Source organism: Muribaculum sp. NM65_B17 (assembly GCF_004793735.1).
GTDB classification, from domain to species: Bacteria; Bacteroidota; Bacteroidia; order Bacteroidales; family Muribaculaceae; genus Muribaculum; species Muribaculum gordoncarteri.
Window position 1 is genome coordinate 407,212 of record NZ_SRYY01000001.1, and the last position, 15,356, is coordinate 422,567.

Below are 15,356 nucleotides of genomic sequence, written 5' to 3' on the forward strand. Positions count from 1 at the left end.
AAGGAGCGATAAGCACAAACTCCGGCCACTCGATGTGATCAATGATTCCGCAAATGATTAAATTTTTTCATTCGCGACATTATGGGGTGAAATATTGCATGATTTTGTTGTAATTTTGCGATATAAACACTCCATGACATGAAAATAGAACTGATGGTTATAGGCAAGACTTCGGCGCGTTATTTGCAGGAAGGCATTGACAATTATGTCAAAAGGACCAATTATTATATGCCGTTTGACATTCGATATATTCCCGACATCAAGTCGACCAAGGCAATGACCGAGGAGAAGCAGAAGGAGAGGGAGGGCGAGCTTTTCCTTAATGCATTGACTCCCGGCGATGTGCTGGTGCTTTTGGATGAACGTGGAAAGGAGATGACTTCACGTGAATTTGCATCCTATATCGATCGCAAAAGTGTTACCGTGTCAAAGCGGCTTGTGTTTGTCGTAGGCGGGCCATACGGATTTTCTCCAGCCATGTATGAGAGGGCCGATGATAAGATTTCATTGTCCAAGATGACGTTTTCGCATGAGATGGTGCGCTTGTTTTTCGTCGAGCAGACCTATCGAGCCATGACGATATTGCGTGGCGAGCCCTATCATCATGATTAGACTATGAGGTCGCGGAATATTGAATCGGATATCAATATTGCCGTTTCCGACAGGCTTAGTGATTCATCGGTTTTTATGAGCCGGCCGCTGGCGATGTACCGCTTTGCCGATGACAGCAGGTTTTCTACGGTATCGGAGTTGAAGCGCAGTCGCATATCGTTGAGGTTGATTCCGTCGCGGGTGCGCAATGCCGTTATTATGTAGTCATTTAATATGTTTTCGGGCGACTCTTCTTCGACTTCATAATATGTGTTTGCGCTGTTGATGGACTTTATGTAATCTTTTATGCGGTTGCCGTTGGCGCGTCTTGTCTTTCCGTCAAAGCTGTGGGCCGATACTCCCAGCCCTATGTAGGGGGTCATATTCCAATAGTTGCTGTTGTGGTGTGCTCGATGTCCGGGCTGTGCAAAGTTGGAAATTTCATAGTGCTCATATCCGTTTTTACGGAGTGAGTCGGTTAACAGGGCATACATTGACTCGATTGTTTCATCGGAGGCTTCGTTAACCTTGCCGCTTATAAGCTGTGCGTAGAGGCGTGTGCCGGGTTCGTATGACAAATTGTAGGCCGATATGTGAGTCAGTCCGTAACCGATGAGCTTGTTGAGTGAATAGTTCCACGATTCAAGCGATTGTCCGGGAAGTCCGTATATCAGGTCGCCGCTTATTTCGGCTATACCTCCTGACTTCAGTGTCATCAGTGCCTCCTCAGCTCGGGCTGCAGAGTGTCGTCGGTTTATTGCTTTAAGCTCGCTGTCGACAAGCGATTGAATCCCTATGCTTACTCGATTTATGCCCATGCGGATTATTGCGTCGACCCATTCAGGAGTTACATCCTCGGGATTGGCTTCGATGGTGAACTCTTCCAATACCGGATGACCTAACGATTCGACAAGCCTTGACAATGTTGGCATGGGTAGTATTGAAGGTGTACCTCCGCCTATATACACAGTGCTCAACGGCTCGTTGACTTCATCCTTGCGCAATCGGTATTCGTCGATGAGGGCTGTGATATAATCCTCGGCAGTATCTACTTTGGGTGTCGAACAGAAGTCGCAATAACTGCACTTTGAGTGGCAGTAGGGGATGTGTATGTATAATCCGGCCATCAGTTTTCTACTGCTTGTCCGCATATAAGCTTGAACTTGCAATACTTGCAGGTGTCACTATGCGGATTGGGTGTGAATGGAACTTCGGGATTAAACAGGTCGCTCAGTTTCGCTGACAATCTCTTCTTGAATTCTTCGTTGTAAATCCGGTAGTCAGTCAACGGTTCTTTCGCTATTTTTACCGGTTGGATGCCGTTGATGCTGAATTGCCTGAAACAATATAGCATCGGCTGCAAAGGTCCGTGGTAATTGTTATCCATCGCATAAACATTGCTATATATGAATAGCTGTAACACGGCCTTCGCCCGTTTGTCGCTGCCCGTTTTTTCAAATAGATTCGTGAATTCTTTTACATCTGTGTTGTCGCTGCCGGTTTTGTAATCGACAATGCGCACTCGTTCTTCATTATTGTCTACGATTCGGTCGATTCGGTCGATAGTCGATGTTAGGTTTACAGTGATTTTGTCGTTGAGTTTATAGGTGCAACGATATTTCTTTTCTCCCTCAACGAAGTAGAATGGAGTCCACTGTTTTTCAAGTTCAAACAGTTTTTTCATGAAATGCACTATTGTGCGACCTATAACCAACGCTTGACCGAATAGAGGAGTGTCGTTGACATACTCTGAATCAGGATTCGGTGAATTGTTTGGAAGCTTGTTGTAAGATTCGTTTATTGAGCGCGTTATGAGCCTTTCAAGTTCAACTTTCTCGTTCATGAGCGAATCCAGCAGCTCGGAAGTGATTTTTATTTCCGGTTTGTCGCCCCGACAACGTTTATACGACAACTCGGCTACACGATGGACTATGGTTCCCAACGTGCTTTCATCCATATAGTCGACGACATCGTCATCAATATAGAGGTCACACACATATTGCAGATAGAATTGCAGGGGACAGTTTATGTAGCAGTTTATCGATGACGGTGACAGGTAACGCTTCTCGTCGCTTAACGCGAGGTATCGGTTGATGCGGCGCATTATGTCAGGTGACTTCTTTATTTCAAGCGGTTTGTTCCGGCCTGTGGCGGGTATGTCGAAAAATGCGTTGCGATGACGCACATTCCCGTCGGGATATAGATAAAGGAGCTGATACAGGTAGCGTGACATTTCGCTGCTGCGGGCTCCGGCTGTGCGTGCGTCATATAACAATGTTACATTTGAGGCCCTCGAAATCATGCGATAGAAATAGTAGGCGTATATGCACTCTTGAAATTCGATGGTAGCCATGCCGTAGCATCGCCTCAAAAGATCGGGAATGAATGACCGTGTATAATGCTTGCGCGGAAATATGCGCTCGTTCATCGACGGAATTATGATGTTGTCGAAGTCAAGTGCACGGGTTTCAAGCACACCCATGATCTGGAGTCCGTTCAACGGTTCTCCGATGAAGTTCACGCTTTCTCCCGAAACGGTTCTTTCAATGAGATGAAAGAATGTGTTCTCCTTCATCGTTATGTCGTATTTTGCGGCAACTCGTGCGAGTTGTTCCACCGATTGCCTGTAACGTGTCAGGAATCCGTGCTCAAGAGCATGTCGCTCCTTGTCATCGCTTGTAAGTTGGAGCGCGTCGTCGATGAATTGGATCAGGGTCAATGTGTAGTCAAACACTTTACCGGCCTCTTTCAGATCATCGACAGGATAAAATATTGTCGACAGTTCGGGAAAAAGCTCTCGCAGGTCCTTTGCCGATACGGTAAACAATCGATTTGTATTCAGATATTCTTTTATTGCTTCACATGTTTTACCGGCTATCGCTGTCAGGAGGGAGTGGGATATGACATCTTTTATATCCTCATGGAAAAAACACCATTCACCTCGTATTTTCTTGGCACGCAGGTGCATCGACACGATGTTGCGCAACAATGCCGCCATGGGTGTAAGTTTTAACGGATATCCCATGGTGATGTTGACCGAGGTGTATACCGGAGGCAGGGAGTGCAGCAGTTCTATAAAAAGCTCCTCCGAAGGCAACACAACGGCGGTGTCGATAGCGTTGGACGGATTTGACACAGTGCCGTCGACAGCCATCTTTTCAAGCATGCGCCCTATGAGTTTTACCTGTCCGACATTCGACGGGACTCCTATAATTTCTACTTTAGGCAGTGTAGTTACAGGTTCTTGGTTAAGGTCGTAGCGTGATGGAAACTTCTTGATGTATTTCTTTATGAAATGTACTGCTGAATTGTTTTCACGTATGAATTCCGGAAAGTTCATGTCCCAGTAGAAATCGGCGATTCCGAGATTGCGTAATCGCTCGAATATTTTCACTTCGGCAATCGACAACACATTGAATCCCACGATGACGACACGGGAGTAGGGGATGTCGTCGCGGGTAAGGCGCTTGAGATTGTCGGCGGCTTCACGATATTGCATCCCTGAATAGCAAAGTCTTCGCTTGGCAAGATTTGTCCGGAAGTTGTCGTAAAGGGGGGCCAGCACCTGCCACAGCTTCATGAAATCGTCACGATTCTTGTGAGGCTCTCCGTCATTTGTGACATGAGTCCAGAATCGCTCGCTTGATCCGAGGGGTAGGTTTTCACCCCAATATTCGTTTATTATCTGCTTTTGTTCATCGGTGAGATAGTCGGAGTTTATCTCTTTGAGATGCTTAACATTGGCAAACAGCTCGTGTGCGTCAACCATGTATTTGTCAACATCGTTGAAATCATTGATGAGCATGTCGCCCCAGAATACGAAACGGTCAAAATCCTCAATCTCATCGGTCAGCCGGTTGTACTCGTTGTAGAGCGTGAAAAGAAGGTCGTAACGTGACGCCTCTATCTTATCGGAAAATTCGGCGATAAAATCACTGATTGTCGTTACTTCAGGCTCAATCATCGGTTGCCCGGCAGGGGTGTGTTCGGCCAGGAATTTGCGAAAGAATGTGCCGCTGCGCTTATTGGGAAATATGAAGCAATAGTCGAGCATTGCGTCACTTTCGCGGGCGCAATACACTTGTGCTATTTTACTCAGGAACGATTGCATTTTTTTGTCGAGGCTCAACGTTTAAGCAGCAGAATCATCTTTATGGCAAGGTCAAACATCACAATTTTGCCGTTGCCGTTTCCTGCAATGTCCTTGGAGGCGTTGTCAAGTTCAGTCACAATGTCTATTACATTGCGCTCGTTGATGAACCGGGCGAAATTCTTGCTGAATGAGGCCTCTTCGCGATTCAGATAGTTGAGCTGCGGAACGTTGAGATTGTAAATGAAATTCTCGCGTATAAGCCGTTGGCAATAGTCCAAGAAACGCAACTCCTGTTCGCGACCGAGCGATGCTACATCGGTGGCCCATGCTTTAAGCTCCTTGACATGACGCTGATAGGATTGGCGCATGAGTTCCATGAACAGTTCAAGGAACCGATGGCTCTCCTTGCTTAGGCTTATGCTGTTGATTGCGGTTATCATGTTGCCCTCAGCATTGTGGGCGAGAGCCATTGCATCGGTTTCATCGATTGAGTAACGCGTTATGAGGCTGTCGGCTATCACATCGTCGGGCAGGCGCTTAAGTTCTATTCGCTGTGTGCGTGAATATATCGTGGGGAGTATCGCTTTGGCATTATTGCTGACCATGATGAAGAGAGTGTCGCCAAACGGCTCCTCGATTTGCTTCAACAGCTTGTTGGATGCATCGACATTGAGTCGTTCGGGCAACCACAGCAGCACTACCTTGTAGCGTGCCCTGTGAGCCGTGAAACTCAACTTGTGGACAAGTTGCTCACTTTCGCTTACGTAGATGGCTGGTTGTGCATTGGGCGAGTCGAGCGACACAAGCCATTGCTGAAAATCCATGTAGGGATTGTCACGCAGGAAGTCACGCCATTCGCTTATATAGTCATCCGAAATTACGGCTCCGCTGCTGTTTTTGCGTTTTACGACAGGAAATACGAAGTGAGTGTCGATGTGGTTGAATGATTGATGTTGCAGGCAAGCGGCACACTTTCCGCAACTGTCACCGTCGATGCGGTTTTCGCAATGTATGTATTGTGCGGCAGCACGTGCAAGCGCAAACTTACCGATTCCCGCAGGGCCTTCAAGGAGCAGTGCGTGAGGTATGCGATTGTTGTCAATCATGTCGCGAAGGCGTTGTTTTGCCGATTCGTGTGACGGTATGTCGCTGAATTTCATCGTCGGTGTGGTTAGGAGAGGTTGGTTAATATATGGAAGCTGCCACGCGTTCCACGCTTCGGGTCGAGTTGAGCGAGTAGAAATGGATGCTCGGAACACCGTGAGCCATCAAGTCGAGGCATTGGGCCTTGCACCATTCAACACCCACCTCCTTGGCATCGTTGTCGTCCTTGCATTTCATAAGTTCCGACACAAGCTGCATGGGCATGTCGACATGGAATATCTTGGGAAGAATGTTTAGCTGCCCTATTGTTGTGATGGGGCGCAGTCCCGGAATTATGGGCACGTTTATTCCGGCTTTGCGACAGCGGTCGACAAAGTCGTAATACTTTGAGTTATCGAAAAACATTTGCGTTACCACATATTCGGCTCCGTTGTCGATCTTCTGTTTCAGATAGGCTATATCCATGTCGAGATTGGGCGACTCGTCATGCTTTTCGGGATAGCCGGCCACGCCGTAACTGAATGTTTCGCCGGTTATGATGTCCATCTTGGTACCGTCGATGAAATAGCCACGGTTGAATTCATTTATCTGAAGCTGCAACTCCGATGCGTGGGAATATCCGTTTTCATTGGGAATGAAGCGGCTTTCATGCTTGGCCTTGTCGCCACGGAGAATCAATATATTGGTTATGCCGAGAAAATTAAGGTCGATCAGGGCATATTCGGTTTCGATTTTGGAAAATCCGCTGCATATAATGTGGGGTACGGCCGGTATGTTGTATTTCTGTTGTATAGCTGCGGCCACAGCCACAGTTCCTGGACGACTTCGCTCGCTGACTTTCTGATAGAGTCCGTCGGGCGTATTTTTATACACCATCTCGCTGCGGTGGGTGGTGATGTTTATAAACAGAGGGTTGAACTCCTTGAGAATGTCGATGTTACGAAACAGTTGTGCTATGCCTTTGCCTTTCAAAGGCGGAAGCACTTCAAAGGAGAATCCCGTCTTTCCATGTGACGCGATTAGTTCGGTAACTTTCATTGATGAATGATTTTATTACAAGCCTAATTTTGATTTTGGCACGGTCGCCTGAAATTCCTTCAGATATTCGGGGGTAGAATAGGCAAGATCGAGGAAGTCGCTGCGCATGAATGCCCTGTCGGCGAGTGCCATCATTGATGATGCGAGAGGCTTGACTCCCTTGACAAAAGAGGCATTGGGGTGGTTGATTACATCACGTGCTTTGTCGCTTCCGTTGCCGAAGAATACCACGGGACCGCGATTTAGATATTCAATGTAGCTGTCATTGTCGAGAATCAACGGACGGGGCGACATGAGTGCTTCAAGAGCGTAGTCGTAGACTGCGGTATAGACTTCCATTCGACGGGCATCGATCATGGGAGCAAACATAACGTTCTCGTCGTAAAATTCACGGAACATGACATCGGCAGTCAACAGCTGCAAAGTGCTTACACCGATAAGAGGCAAATCGAGCGCGTAGGCAAGACCTTTGGCTTCGGAAAGACCGATGCGCAAGCCCGTATAACTGCCCGGGCCGATGCTCACGGCTATTGCTTCGAGCTTTATGTCGTTGAACTTTGCCTGGTCGAGAGCGTCCTTTATAAAACCGCTCAGCATGGTGGCATGATTATGTCCCGACTCATCGTCACGCTGCATGACAACGAGTCCGTTGTAGGTGAGAGCAACCGAACACACATCGGTTGAAGTTTCAATATTTATTATGGCTGCCATTGTCTGAAAGAAAAATTTACTTACAAAGGTACGATTTATTCTGCTAATACGGGGATTATTTGTAAATTTGTGGAAAATATATTAGAGTATGTTATTATCGATGACAGGGTTTGGCAAATCGGTTGTCACAATCCCTAACAAGAAAATCACAGTTGAAATCAAGTCGTTAAACAGCAAGCAGCTGGATATATCAGCGCGAGTTCCGGCTATATTCCGTGAAAAGGAGCTGGAACTGCGCAATCTGATAGCCTCTGTTGTCGAGCGCGGAAAGGTTGATTTTCAGATATATTCGGAATCAATAGGTGCGGAAACCACCGTGTCCTTGAACATTCCTCTCATGGCTGCATACAAGGCTCAGGTGGAAGAGATGGCGCGTCAGCTCGGTATACCTTGGCCCGATGACTGGTATGGCGTGCTTTTGCGTTTCCCTGAAACGGTCAAGAGCGAGCTTCCTGCGGCTTTGACCGACGAGGAGTCGGAGGCGTTGTTCAACGCAACCCGTGAGGCCATCGACGGGCTTATGCAGTTCCGAGCCAAGGAGGGCAAGAAACTTGAAGAGTTCTTTACCAAGAAAATCAGCAACATACGTGAGCTGTTGTCATCGGTCGACCCCTATGAAAAAGAGCGTGTCGTGAAGATACGCGCACGCATTGAGGAGAATCTGGCAAAAATCGATTCCGTGACATTTGACAAGAACCGATTGGAGCAGGAGATGATTTTCTATATCGAGAAGCTTGACATCAACGAAGAGAAACAGCGTCTTGCCCAGCATCTTAATTACTTCATGGAAACGATGGAGCATGGCAACGGTCAAGGAAAGAAACTCGGATTCATCAGCCAGGAGATGGGACGAGAGATAAATACTCTCGGTTCAAAATCCAATCATGCCGAGCTTCAGAAGATCGTCGTGAAGATGAAGGACGAACTTGAACAGATAAAGGAACAGGTACTTAACGTGATGTAATCGATTACGACATGGACGGTAAGATCATAATCGTTTCAGCTCCTTCGGGGTGTGGCAAGTCGACAATCATAAACGCCCTGCTTGAGCGTGGCGACATCGACATGCAGTTCTCAATATCGGCGACGAGCCGACAGCCACGTGAAGGTGAGGTTCACGGCGTTAATTACTATTTCCTAACCGAAGAAGAATTCCGCAATCACATAGCCATGGGGCACTTCGTGGAGTGGGAAGAGGTATATGCCGGCCGATATTATGGAACATTGAAAAGCGAGATCGACCGGATCGTGGCCGGTGGACACAATGTAGTGCTTGACATAGATGTCAAGGGCGCGATGAACGTGAAGTCGATATACGGCGACCGTGCTTTGGCCTTGTTCATCATGCCTCCGTCGATTGAGGAGTTGCGTTGTCGTCTTGAATCACGTGCCACCGATGCTCCCGAAGTCATTGACGAGCGTGTCGCCAAGGCTGCCTATGAACTCTCGTTTGCTACGCGATACGATGCCAGGGTGGTCAACGATGAGCTGTCTAAGGCCGTCAATGAAACTCATGATGTAATAGCAGAATTCCTCGTAAAGTGACTCGTCGGGTTATAGGCATATTGGGAGGTTCGTTCAATCCTGTGCATAACGGGCACCTGATGCTTGCATCGTATATCGCTCAGTTCGGACCTGTCGACGAGGTGTGGTTGAATCTCTCGCCCCAGAATCCCTTTAAGGAACAATCGGAGTTGCTTGACGACCGTCATCGTCTGGCAATGCTCGACAAGGCTGTCAATGGCTCCGTTACGGTTAAGGTGTGTGATGTGGAGTTGTCATTGCCTCAGCCTTCTTACACGATAAACACCATGGAGAAACTCGAATCGATGTATCCCGATTACGATTTCCGTATAATAATAGGCAGCGACAACTGGCCGCGTTTCCCCGAATGGCGCGATAGCGAGGCCCTTATCGAGCGATACGGACTCATCGTATATCCGCGTCGCGATTATCCTTTACCCGACATTGTTCCCGACAACGTGACTGTTGTGGATGCTCCTATGGTGGATATTTCATCAACATTCATAAGAGAATGCATAGCCGAGGGGCGTGACATGAACTTTTTTATGCCCCCGCAGGTATATGAATATATAGAACGAAACAAACTCTACAAAAATGATGGAAAGCAGTACGGTATTGAATAATAATTCTCTTGCCTTCATAGGGCTGTGCAATGAATATTGCCAGACTCTTGAATCGGCCCGTGAAACGGAGTGTGACGATTTTATCGCCGCCATGTTGCGGTTGCTCCCCCGCATCTACATCACGGCAAGCGACCTAAAGATAGATGATTTGGGGCTGGAGGAACCTTATATCGACGGTCGACTTGATGAGGATTATTATGATTCAATAAGACGAAGCATCGAGAATCTTCTCGGACCCGATGACACCTATCTTGAAGTTTTTGAAGAGGATATGAAGTATTCCGACACGCCTATCGCGGCATCGGTTTCGGAAGGTCTTGCCGATATATTCCAAGTACTCTACAATTTCCTTGAGGCGATAAAGGATGTGCCCAATGAATTGATTGATCAGGCATTGATTGCCGTCAAGGATGACTTCCAGTCCTATTGGAGCCGAATACTGTGCAATGTGATGAGAGCGTTGAACCACATTCGCTACAACGCTCTCAACGAACGCGATTAAGAGCCGGTTCGACTATAAATGTTAACGGCAGGGCTCTAATAGTTGATTATTGTCTTTCCGAACGGAGTGAATGCAAGTCCTGCAAGCTTGAAATGCTGGATTCCAAACGGTATGCCTATTATCGTTATGCAAAACAGCAGGCCGAATCCGAGGTGAGTCAATGCAATAGGAATGCCTCCCACAAACCACCATATAACATTCATGAGAAGACTTATGCAGCCGTTGGAAGTAGGCGATGATTCGACTCTGGTTCCGAAAGGAGTAAGTGCCACAAGCGCAAGTTTAAGGGTTTGAAGTCCGAACGGGATGCCGATAATTGTCAGCATCATGGCTACGCTCGACACAATATATTCGATAGCAATCACAAAGCCTCCGAAAACAATCCAGATTATGTTAAGGAACAGATTCATTTTGATAATTTGAAGGTTAAAATTACAATAAGCTATTAAGCCAAAAACACAAATATAGCGAATAAAATTCATGTTGCAAGCGATATCGCGCAATAATTTGCATCACTGTTTTTATGACTTAAAAAGTTTGGAATATTCAACAATATCGCTTATCTTTGTGTTATAAGACAAAGGGCAAGAGAGTCCGAGATTGATTGAAATAAACTTATACCACATCAAAGTAGATTGGGAAACTCATCAATTACAAATGAAATACCGAGACAAGCTTAGCCGACTAATGGCGGGCCCCATCCGCTCCAAGGAGCGGAGGCTAATAACCCAGGCGGATTACAAAGGTTGACGAGCACTCAAATCCTGTCATTCGGAGTTTCATCGCATCCTTTGATGTGGCTTTTATAAAAGTAAGCCGTTCGGGAATATCCCGAGCGGCTTATTTTTATCGGTTATGGCTGTGTCTGATTACTTTGTCACAATCCAGCCTTCCTTGTCAAATGCAAGAGGACGGATGAAGAGTTTTGCTCTTCCGTTCTGATCTTTCTCATAGGCATGGGAGATGAAGTAGGGCTGACCGTCAAATTCATAGGCTGCACAGTGTCCTACTCCGAAGTATGTGTCATCAGGGCCATAAAGATAGGTGCCGCCTCCGAGTTCCATGCGTTTGCCCTCCTTGTCGATATAGGGGCCTTCGATGTTCTTGGAGCGTCCGTAGACGGTCTTGTAGGTCGAATTCTGGCCTCGGCAGCAATAGTCGAAGCTTACAAAGAGGTAGCAATAGTCGCCGTGCTTGAATATGAACGGAGCTTCAATGGCGTTTTCGCCGGCCTCGATCACGTTATTTCCCTCAGTGGTGAAATTTTCGGGATTGTTCATCTCCTCGACAGTGACGGCACGATTGAGTCGTCGTGCTATTGTTACAGGCTTGTTTACCGGAGTGGTAAAGTCGTCTTTTGAAAGCTTTACAAGCTGTATGCCGTCCCAGAATGAGCCGAATGTGAGATAAGGAGTGCCGTTGTCGTCAACTATAAGGTTGGGGTCGATAGCGTTCCAATTATCCAATTTGCGATGTGACGCTATGACCATTCCCTTGTCAACCCACTTGAAGTCGGGCGAAGATGGGTCAAGAGTCTTGTTGACCGCATGTCCGATTGCGCTGCCGTTCTTGCCGAATGTCGAGCAAGAGTAGTAGAGATGCCACTCATTGTTGTGACGGCTTATGTCGGGAGCCCATGTGTGACCATGATAGCCCTTTACAGTGTCGACTGCCCATGCAGGAGCTTCCTTAAACACCGACGGTTCTATTTTCCATTCCTTCATGTCAGCACTCGACATTACTCCGACACCCATTCCGGTTGCGAAGATATAATAACGGCCGTCCTCACCCTTGGCCATTACGGGGTCGTGCACATCGGGATGCGTTGCATCAAATTGTGGACGGCGTGGGGCATTGTCATCAGCTATTGCTTTGTTTTGTGACATGAGAGCACAAGCAATCAGTGCATAATAGATTAATGATTTATTCATGAGTAATTACCGGTATTTGGTTGTGTATTTGGTATTATGCAAATTTAAGAATAAAGGATGAATTGAGCAATAATTGTGCCGAAACAAATAATCCCGGAATTATCCGGGATTATTGTCTTTTACTGTTCAGGGAGTATCTTTACATTTCCTCCTGCATTTATTCGGTAACGTGCCGAAGTGCCTGTCGTGAGGTTTATAACCTTGAATACGTAGTCTTCGATATTCATTTCACTACGCACGCCGTCAAATGCGTTACGTATGGCTTCATCGACTGTGTGATAACCTGAACCTTGATAGGCATCAACCATGCCATTGTCGTCATAGAGCTCTATGCGAATGTCATCTATGGGCCTGATTCTGTTTTCCGTCATATATGTCATGCAGAGTTTATCGACCTGCTCCGGTCGTATTGTCAAGTTTATGACATAACAACGTTCCTGAATGCAAAAAGGTTAAGAGCCGGCTCTTAAGTTTTGTGTTGCAGTTTTTCAGTTGGCCGAGGTGTTCACAACGGGCTGTGCTGCATCGTCGGCACACAGAACGACAAGCAGATTACCGATCATGGCTGCTTTGCGATCATTGTCAAGCTTGACAACCTCTTCCTTCTCAAGACGGTCAAGAGCGAGTTTAACCATAGTGACGGCACCTTCAACAATCTTTTCGCGTGCGGTAATGATTGCCGAAGCCTGCTGGCGTCGAAGCATCACCGCTGCAATTTCGGGTGCGTAGGCAAGATAGTTGATGCGGGCCTCCACAACCTCCATGCCGGCCATGGCAAGGCGCTCATTCAGCTTGTGTTCGAGTTGCTCGTTTATCTCTTCGCCTCCTGAACGGAGTGTCAACAGATGCTCGTTGTCGTTCTCGTCATCATAGGCATATTTTCCGGCTACCTCTCGAAGGGCGGCATCGCTCTGTATTGACACGAATGTCTGGAATGCAAGGTTGTGCATGTTGTTGCCTCTTGATTGTGAATCGAGGTCAAACACTGCCTTATAGGTGTCCTTTATGCGCCACACGAGCACAAGTCCTATCAGAATGGGATTGCCCACTTTGTCATTGACTTTGATAGGCTCTACATCAAGGTTGCGGATGCGCAACGATATCTTGCGCTTGGTCATAAAAGGATTTATCCAATGATAGCCTGTGCGGCGGAATGTTCCCGAGTAGTTGCCGAAGAATATCAGCACGAATGATTCGTTAGGCTCCAGCATTACGTATCCGCATGTCATGATAATCCATAATATACCGAGCACGACCGCTGTTATCACGGCTATTGTCGAGGCTTCGATAATGAGCCATACGATGCCGGCCATTATCAATAGCTGGATGAAAAGCATCAGGAATCCGTTGACAACCGGTCCGCGATATTCAAATTCTTTGTTTGCCATAATTAGAATGTATTAATGATAATTAGGATGTATTAATGATTGTGTAGATTGCAAATATACAATATATTCAAAACAAAATCAAATAAAAAGCACGGTATCGTGAATGATACCGTGCAACTGATTTATATTAATGGAAGCCTTGTGGTGTAAAATTCTAAATGTAGTACTCCTTCAAGACGCTGAACCGGTCGTCGAGCTCGAATATCCACGGGGCACCGGTAGGAATCTCTACTTTCATTATCTCATCAGGCGTCAGGTGCAGCAACATCATTGCAAGTGCCCGCAAACTGTTGCCGTGAGCCGCCACGAGTACGGTGTTGTAAAGATGGAGTTTCGGAGTTATTCGCTCCTCCCAGCATGGATTTACACGTTCGATGGTGTCCTTTAGCGATTCGGTTAGAGGAAGCTCTTCGTAGGCCAGAGTGGAATAACGCTCTTCATTACCGGGATACCTCGGGTCGTCGAGCGTCAGGGGCGGGGGAGGGGTGGCATAGCTCCTGCGCCAGATGTGTACCTGTTCTTCGCCATACTCTTTAGCCGTTTCAGCCTTGTTGAGTCCCTGGAGAGCGCCGTAATGGCGCTCGTTGAGATGCCAGTCCTTGATTACGGGAACCCATGCAAGGTCGAGTTCATCGGCGGCAATCTGCAAGGTGTGGATTGCGCGTTTCAGGTAGGAAGTGAAGAAGAATTGCGGCATTATTCCGGCTTCGCGGAGTTTCTTGCCTGCGTTACGTGCCTCTTCGCGTCCTTTGTCGGTGAGTTCGACATCGGTCCACCCTGTGAATCTGTTCTCCAGATTCCACTGGCTTTGTCCGTGTCTTAGCAGTACGATGCGTTTCATGTCAGGAGCGGTTTATCAGTGAGAACTCTTCTGGCGTGACATGCGCAGCTTGTACATAGGCAGCATGAATATCCATGTGGCGACACAGAATGGAGCTGTCAGTGTGGCAAGTCCCACGGGAGCGAAGAATGCATCCATACCCACCTGTACGAATACGGTGAACACCACGCCGGCGAGAGAGTAGAAGAACGACTTAACATTGGGCTTGTAGAATGTGCATCCGAGTGCGATACCGGTAAGTACGGGCGAGAAGCCGTAAAGACCGTTGATTACACCTGCGTGCTCGGCATTGAATACTATTGCGACAAAGAGTGCCACAGCCGATGACAATGCTGCCCAGAATGCTGCCCAACGGCTGCACAGAGCCAATGCCACGAGGAAGAATATTCCGGTAACCCATGAGTTTACAAGGAATACCTGGGAGATTCCCTTAAGCCAATAGATTACAAGGTCGGCAAATGTATAGGTGAGGTCGGGCGATGTAACGTTGGTGGGAAATTCAGCCACGGCTTCGCCCACGGGAGGCAATTGGCCCATGAGTCGTCCCGACAGCAGGATGAACCATGACACGACGATAAACGGGAACGTGTAGGATGTGGTGTTGAAAGGCGCAAATACATTGTTGAAGCCGCGACGGGCTACAACGGTCATTGCCGAACCGAAAATCAAAGCCATCCATGCCCACACGGTGTTGCCGAGGAATGTAAATACCGCACATCCCACCAGGATGCCGTTGAATCCCCAGAGTCCCTGGTCGCCGTCGCTCTTGGATTCAAAGATGTAGCCCATAGCAGTCGACACCACGAGTCCCACGAGGGCACCCCATGCCACAAGGGGCATGTGTTCACCGTCGGGGCCGTAACATCCCCAGAATATACCCGCCATTATTAACAGTCCTGTCCAGGCGCTACCTTGAAACATCACCTGACCGGCACCTTTAAGTGTGCCTGAAATGTAGGTCATCAGCGTACGCTGCTTGTTTCCCGAAGTTGATTCGTTATTCATAACTA

General features: G+C 47.5%; 16 protein-coding genes. 5 read left to right on the top strand and 11 right to left on the bottom strand.

The features are described from left to right. Positions 1-138 precede the first annotated feature (138 nt). The gene (gene rlmH / locus E5354_RS01800) at positions 139-612 is read left to right on the top strand and encodes a 23S rRNA (pseudouridine(1915)-N(3))-methyltransferase RlmH (protein ID WP_135946203.1); all 474 of its coding nucleotides are present in this window, start codon (positions 139-141) and stop codon (positions 610-612) included. Here the strand turns inward: rlmH and hemW are convergent. From hemW to tsaB, 5 genes are read right to left on the bottom strand one after another with little or no spacing between them, the layout of a single operon-like run. After that, complete coding sequence (gene hemW, locus E5354_RS01805) at positions 609-1,718, bottom strand: radical SAM family heme chaperone HemW (protein WP_168353794.1); 1,110 nt, start codon at positions 1,716-1,718, stop codon at positions 609-611. The genes rlmH and hemW overlap by 4 nt on opposite strands. Further along, on the bottom strand, positions 1,718-4,702 hold the full coding sequence (locus E5354_RS01810; RefSeq protein ID WP_135946205.1) for a PD-(D/E)XK nuclease family protein: 2,985 nt from the start codon (positions 4,700-4,702) through the stop codon (positions 1,718-1,720). The genes hemW and E5354_RS01810 overlap by 1 nt, the downstream gene beginning before the upstream one ends. Before the next feature lie 14 nt (positions 4,703-4,716). Further along, positions 4,717-5,844, bottom strand: a complete 1,128-nt coding sequence (locus E5354_RS01815) for an ATP-binding protein (protein ID WP_135946206.1) — start codon at positions 5,842-5,844, stop codon at positions 4,717-4,719. A gap of 25 nt (positions 5,845-5,869) precedes the next feature. Next, complete coding sequence (gene metF / locus E5354_RS01820) at positions 5,870-6,826, bottom strand: methylenetetrahydrofolate reductase [NAD(P)H] (RefSeq protein ID WP_135946207.1); 957 nt, start codon at positions 6,824-6,826, stop codon at positions 5,870-5,872. A 15-nt stretch (positions 6,827-6,841) separates the two neighbouring features. Beyond that, positions 6,842-7,537 carry a tRNA (adenosine(37)-N6)-threonylcarbamoyltransferase complex dimerization subunit type 1 TsaB gene (tsaB, locus tag E5354_RS01825; protein ID WP_123396637.1) on the bottom strand — a complete coding sequence of 232 codons (696 nt, stop codon included), beginning with the start codon at positions 7,535-7,537 and terminating at the stop codon, positions 6,842-6,844. A gap of 88 nt (positions 7,538-7,625) precedes the next feature. Between tsaB and E5354_RS01830 the strand changes: the two genes are divergently transcribed. The 4 genes from E5354_RS01830 to E5354_RS01845 are packed head-to-tail and all read left to right on the top strand — an operon-like array spanning position 7,626 to position 10,186. Further along, complete coding sequence (locus tag E5354_RS01830; RefSeq protein ID WP_123396638.1) at positions 7,626-8,501, top strand: YicC/YloC family endoribonuclease; 876 nt, start codon at positions 7,626-7,628, stop codon at positions 8,499-8,501. 11 nt (positions 8,502-8,512) lie between these two features. Beyond that, positions 8,513-9,082, top strand: coding sequence for a guanylate kinase (gmk, locus tag E5354_RS01835; RefSeq protein ID WP_135946208.1), 570 nt, complete (start codon positions 8,513-8,515; stop codon positions 9,080-9,082). After that, positions 9,079-9,684, top strand: coding sequence for a nicotinate (nicotinamide) nucleotide adenylyltransferase (gene nadD, locus E5354_RS01840; RefSeq protein WP_123396640.1), 606 nt, complete (start codon positions 9,079-9,081; stop codon positions 9,682-9,684). The genes gmk and nadD overlap by 4 nt, the downstream gene beginning before the upstream one ends. After that, positions 9,656-10,186, top strand: coding sequence for a DUF5063 domain-containing protein (locus tag E5354_RS01845; protein ID WP_123396641.1), 531 nt, complete (start codon positions 9,656-9,658; stop codon positions 10,184-10,186). The genes nadD and E5354_RS01845 overlap by 29 nt, the downstream gene beginning before the upstream one ends. Before the next feature lie 35 nt (positions 10,187-10,221). Here E5354_RS01845 and E5354_RS01850 read toward each other — a convergent pair whose 3' ends face one another. From E5354_RS01850 to E5354_RS01875, 6 genes are all read right to left on the bottom strand, one after another. After that, positions 10,222-10,596 carry a YccF domain-containing protein gene (locus tag E5354_RS01850; RefSeq protein ID WP_123396642.1) on the bottom strand — a complete coding sequence of 125 codons (375 nt, stop codon included), beginning with the start codon at positions 10,594-10,596 and terminating at the stop codon, positions 10,222-10,224. Between the two features lie 459 nt (positions 10,597-11,055). After that, positions 11,056-12,117, bottom strand: a complete 1,062-nt coding sequence (locus E5354_RS01855) for a family 43 glycosylhydrolase (protein WP_246863710.1) — start codon at positions 12,115-12,117, stop codon at positions 11,056-11,058. Positions 12,118-12,236: 119 nt separating this feature from the next. Then, positions 12,237-12,488, bottom strand: coding sequence for a hypothetical protein (locus E5354_RS01860; RefSeq protein ID WP_135946209.1), 252 nt, complete (start codon positions 12,486-12,488; stop codon positions 12,237-12,239). Between the two features lie 117 nt (positions 12,489-12,605). Further along, positions 12,606-13,505 (bottom strand): SPFH domain-containing protein, encoded by a 900-nt coding sequence (locus E5354_RS01865; protein ID WP_123396644.1) that lies wholly within the window; start codon positions 13,503-13,505, stop codon positions 12,606-12,608. Positions 13,506-13,659: 154 nt separating this feature from the next. Next, a complete protein-coding gene (gene gpmA / locus E5354_RS01870; protein WP_123396645.1) occupies positions 13,660-14,346 on the bottom strand; it encodes a 2,3-diphosphoglycerate-dependent phosphoglycerate mutase in 687 nt (228 codons plus the stop codon). A 15-nt stretch (positions 14,347-14,361) separates the two neighbouring features. Beyond that, complete coding sequence (locus E5354_RS01875) at positions 14,362-15,351, bottom strand: urea transporter (RefSeq protein WP_135946210.1); 990 nt, start codon at positions 15,349-15,351, stop codon at positions 14,362-14,364. Between the last annotated feature and the right edge of the window lie 5 nt (positions 15,352-15,356).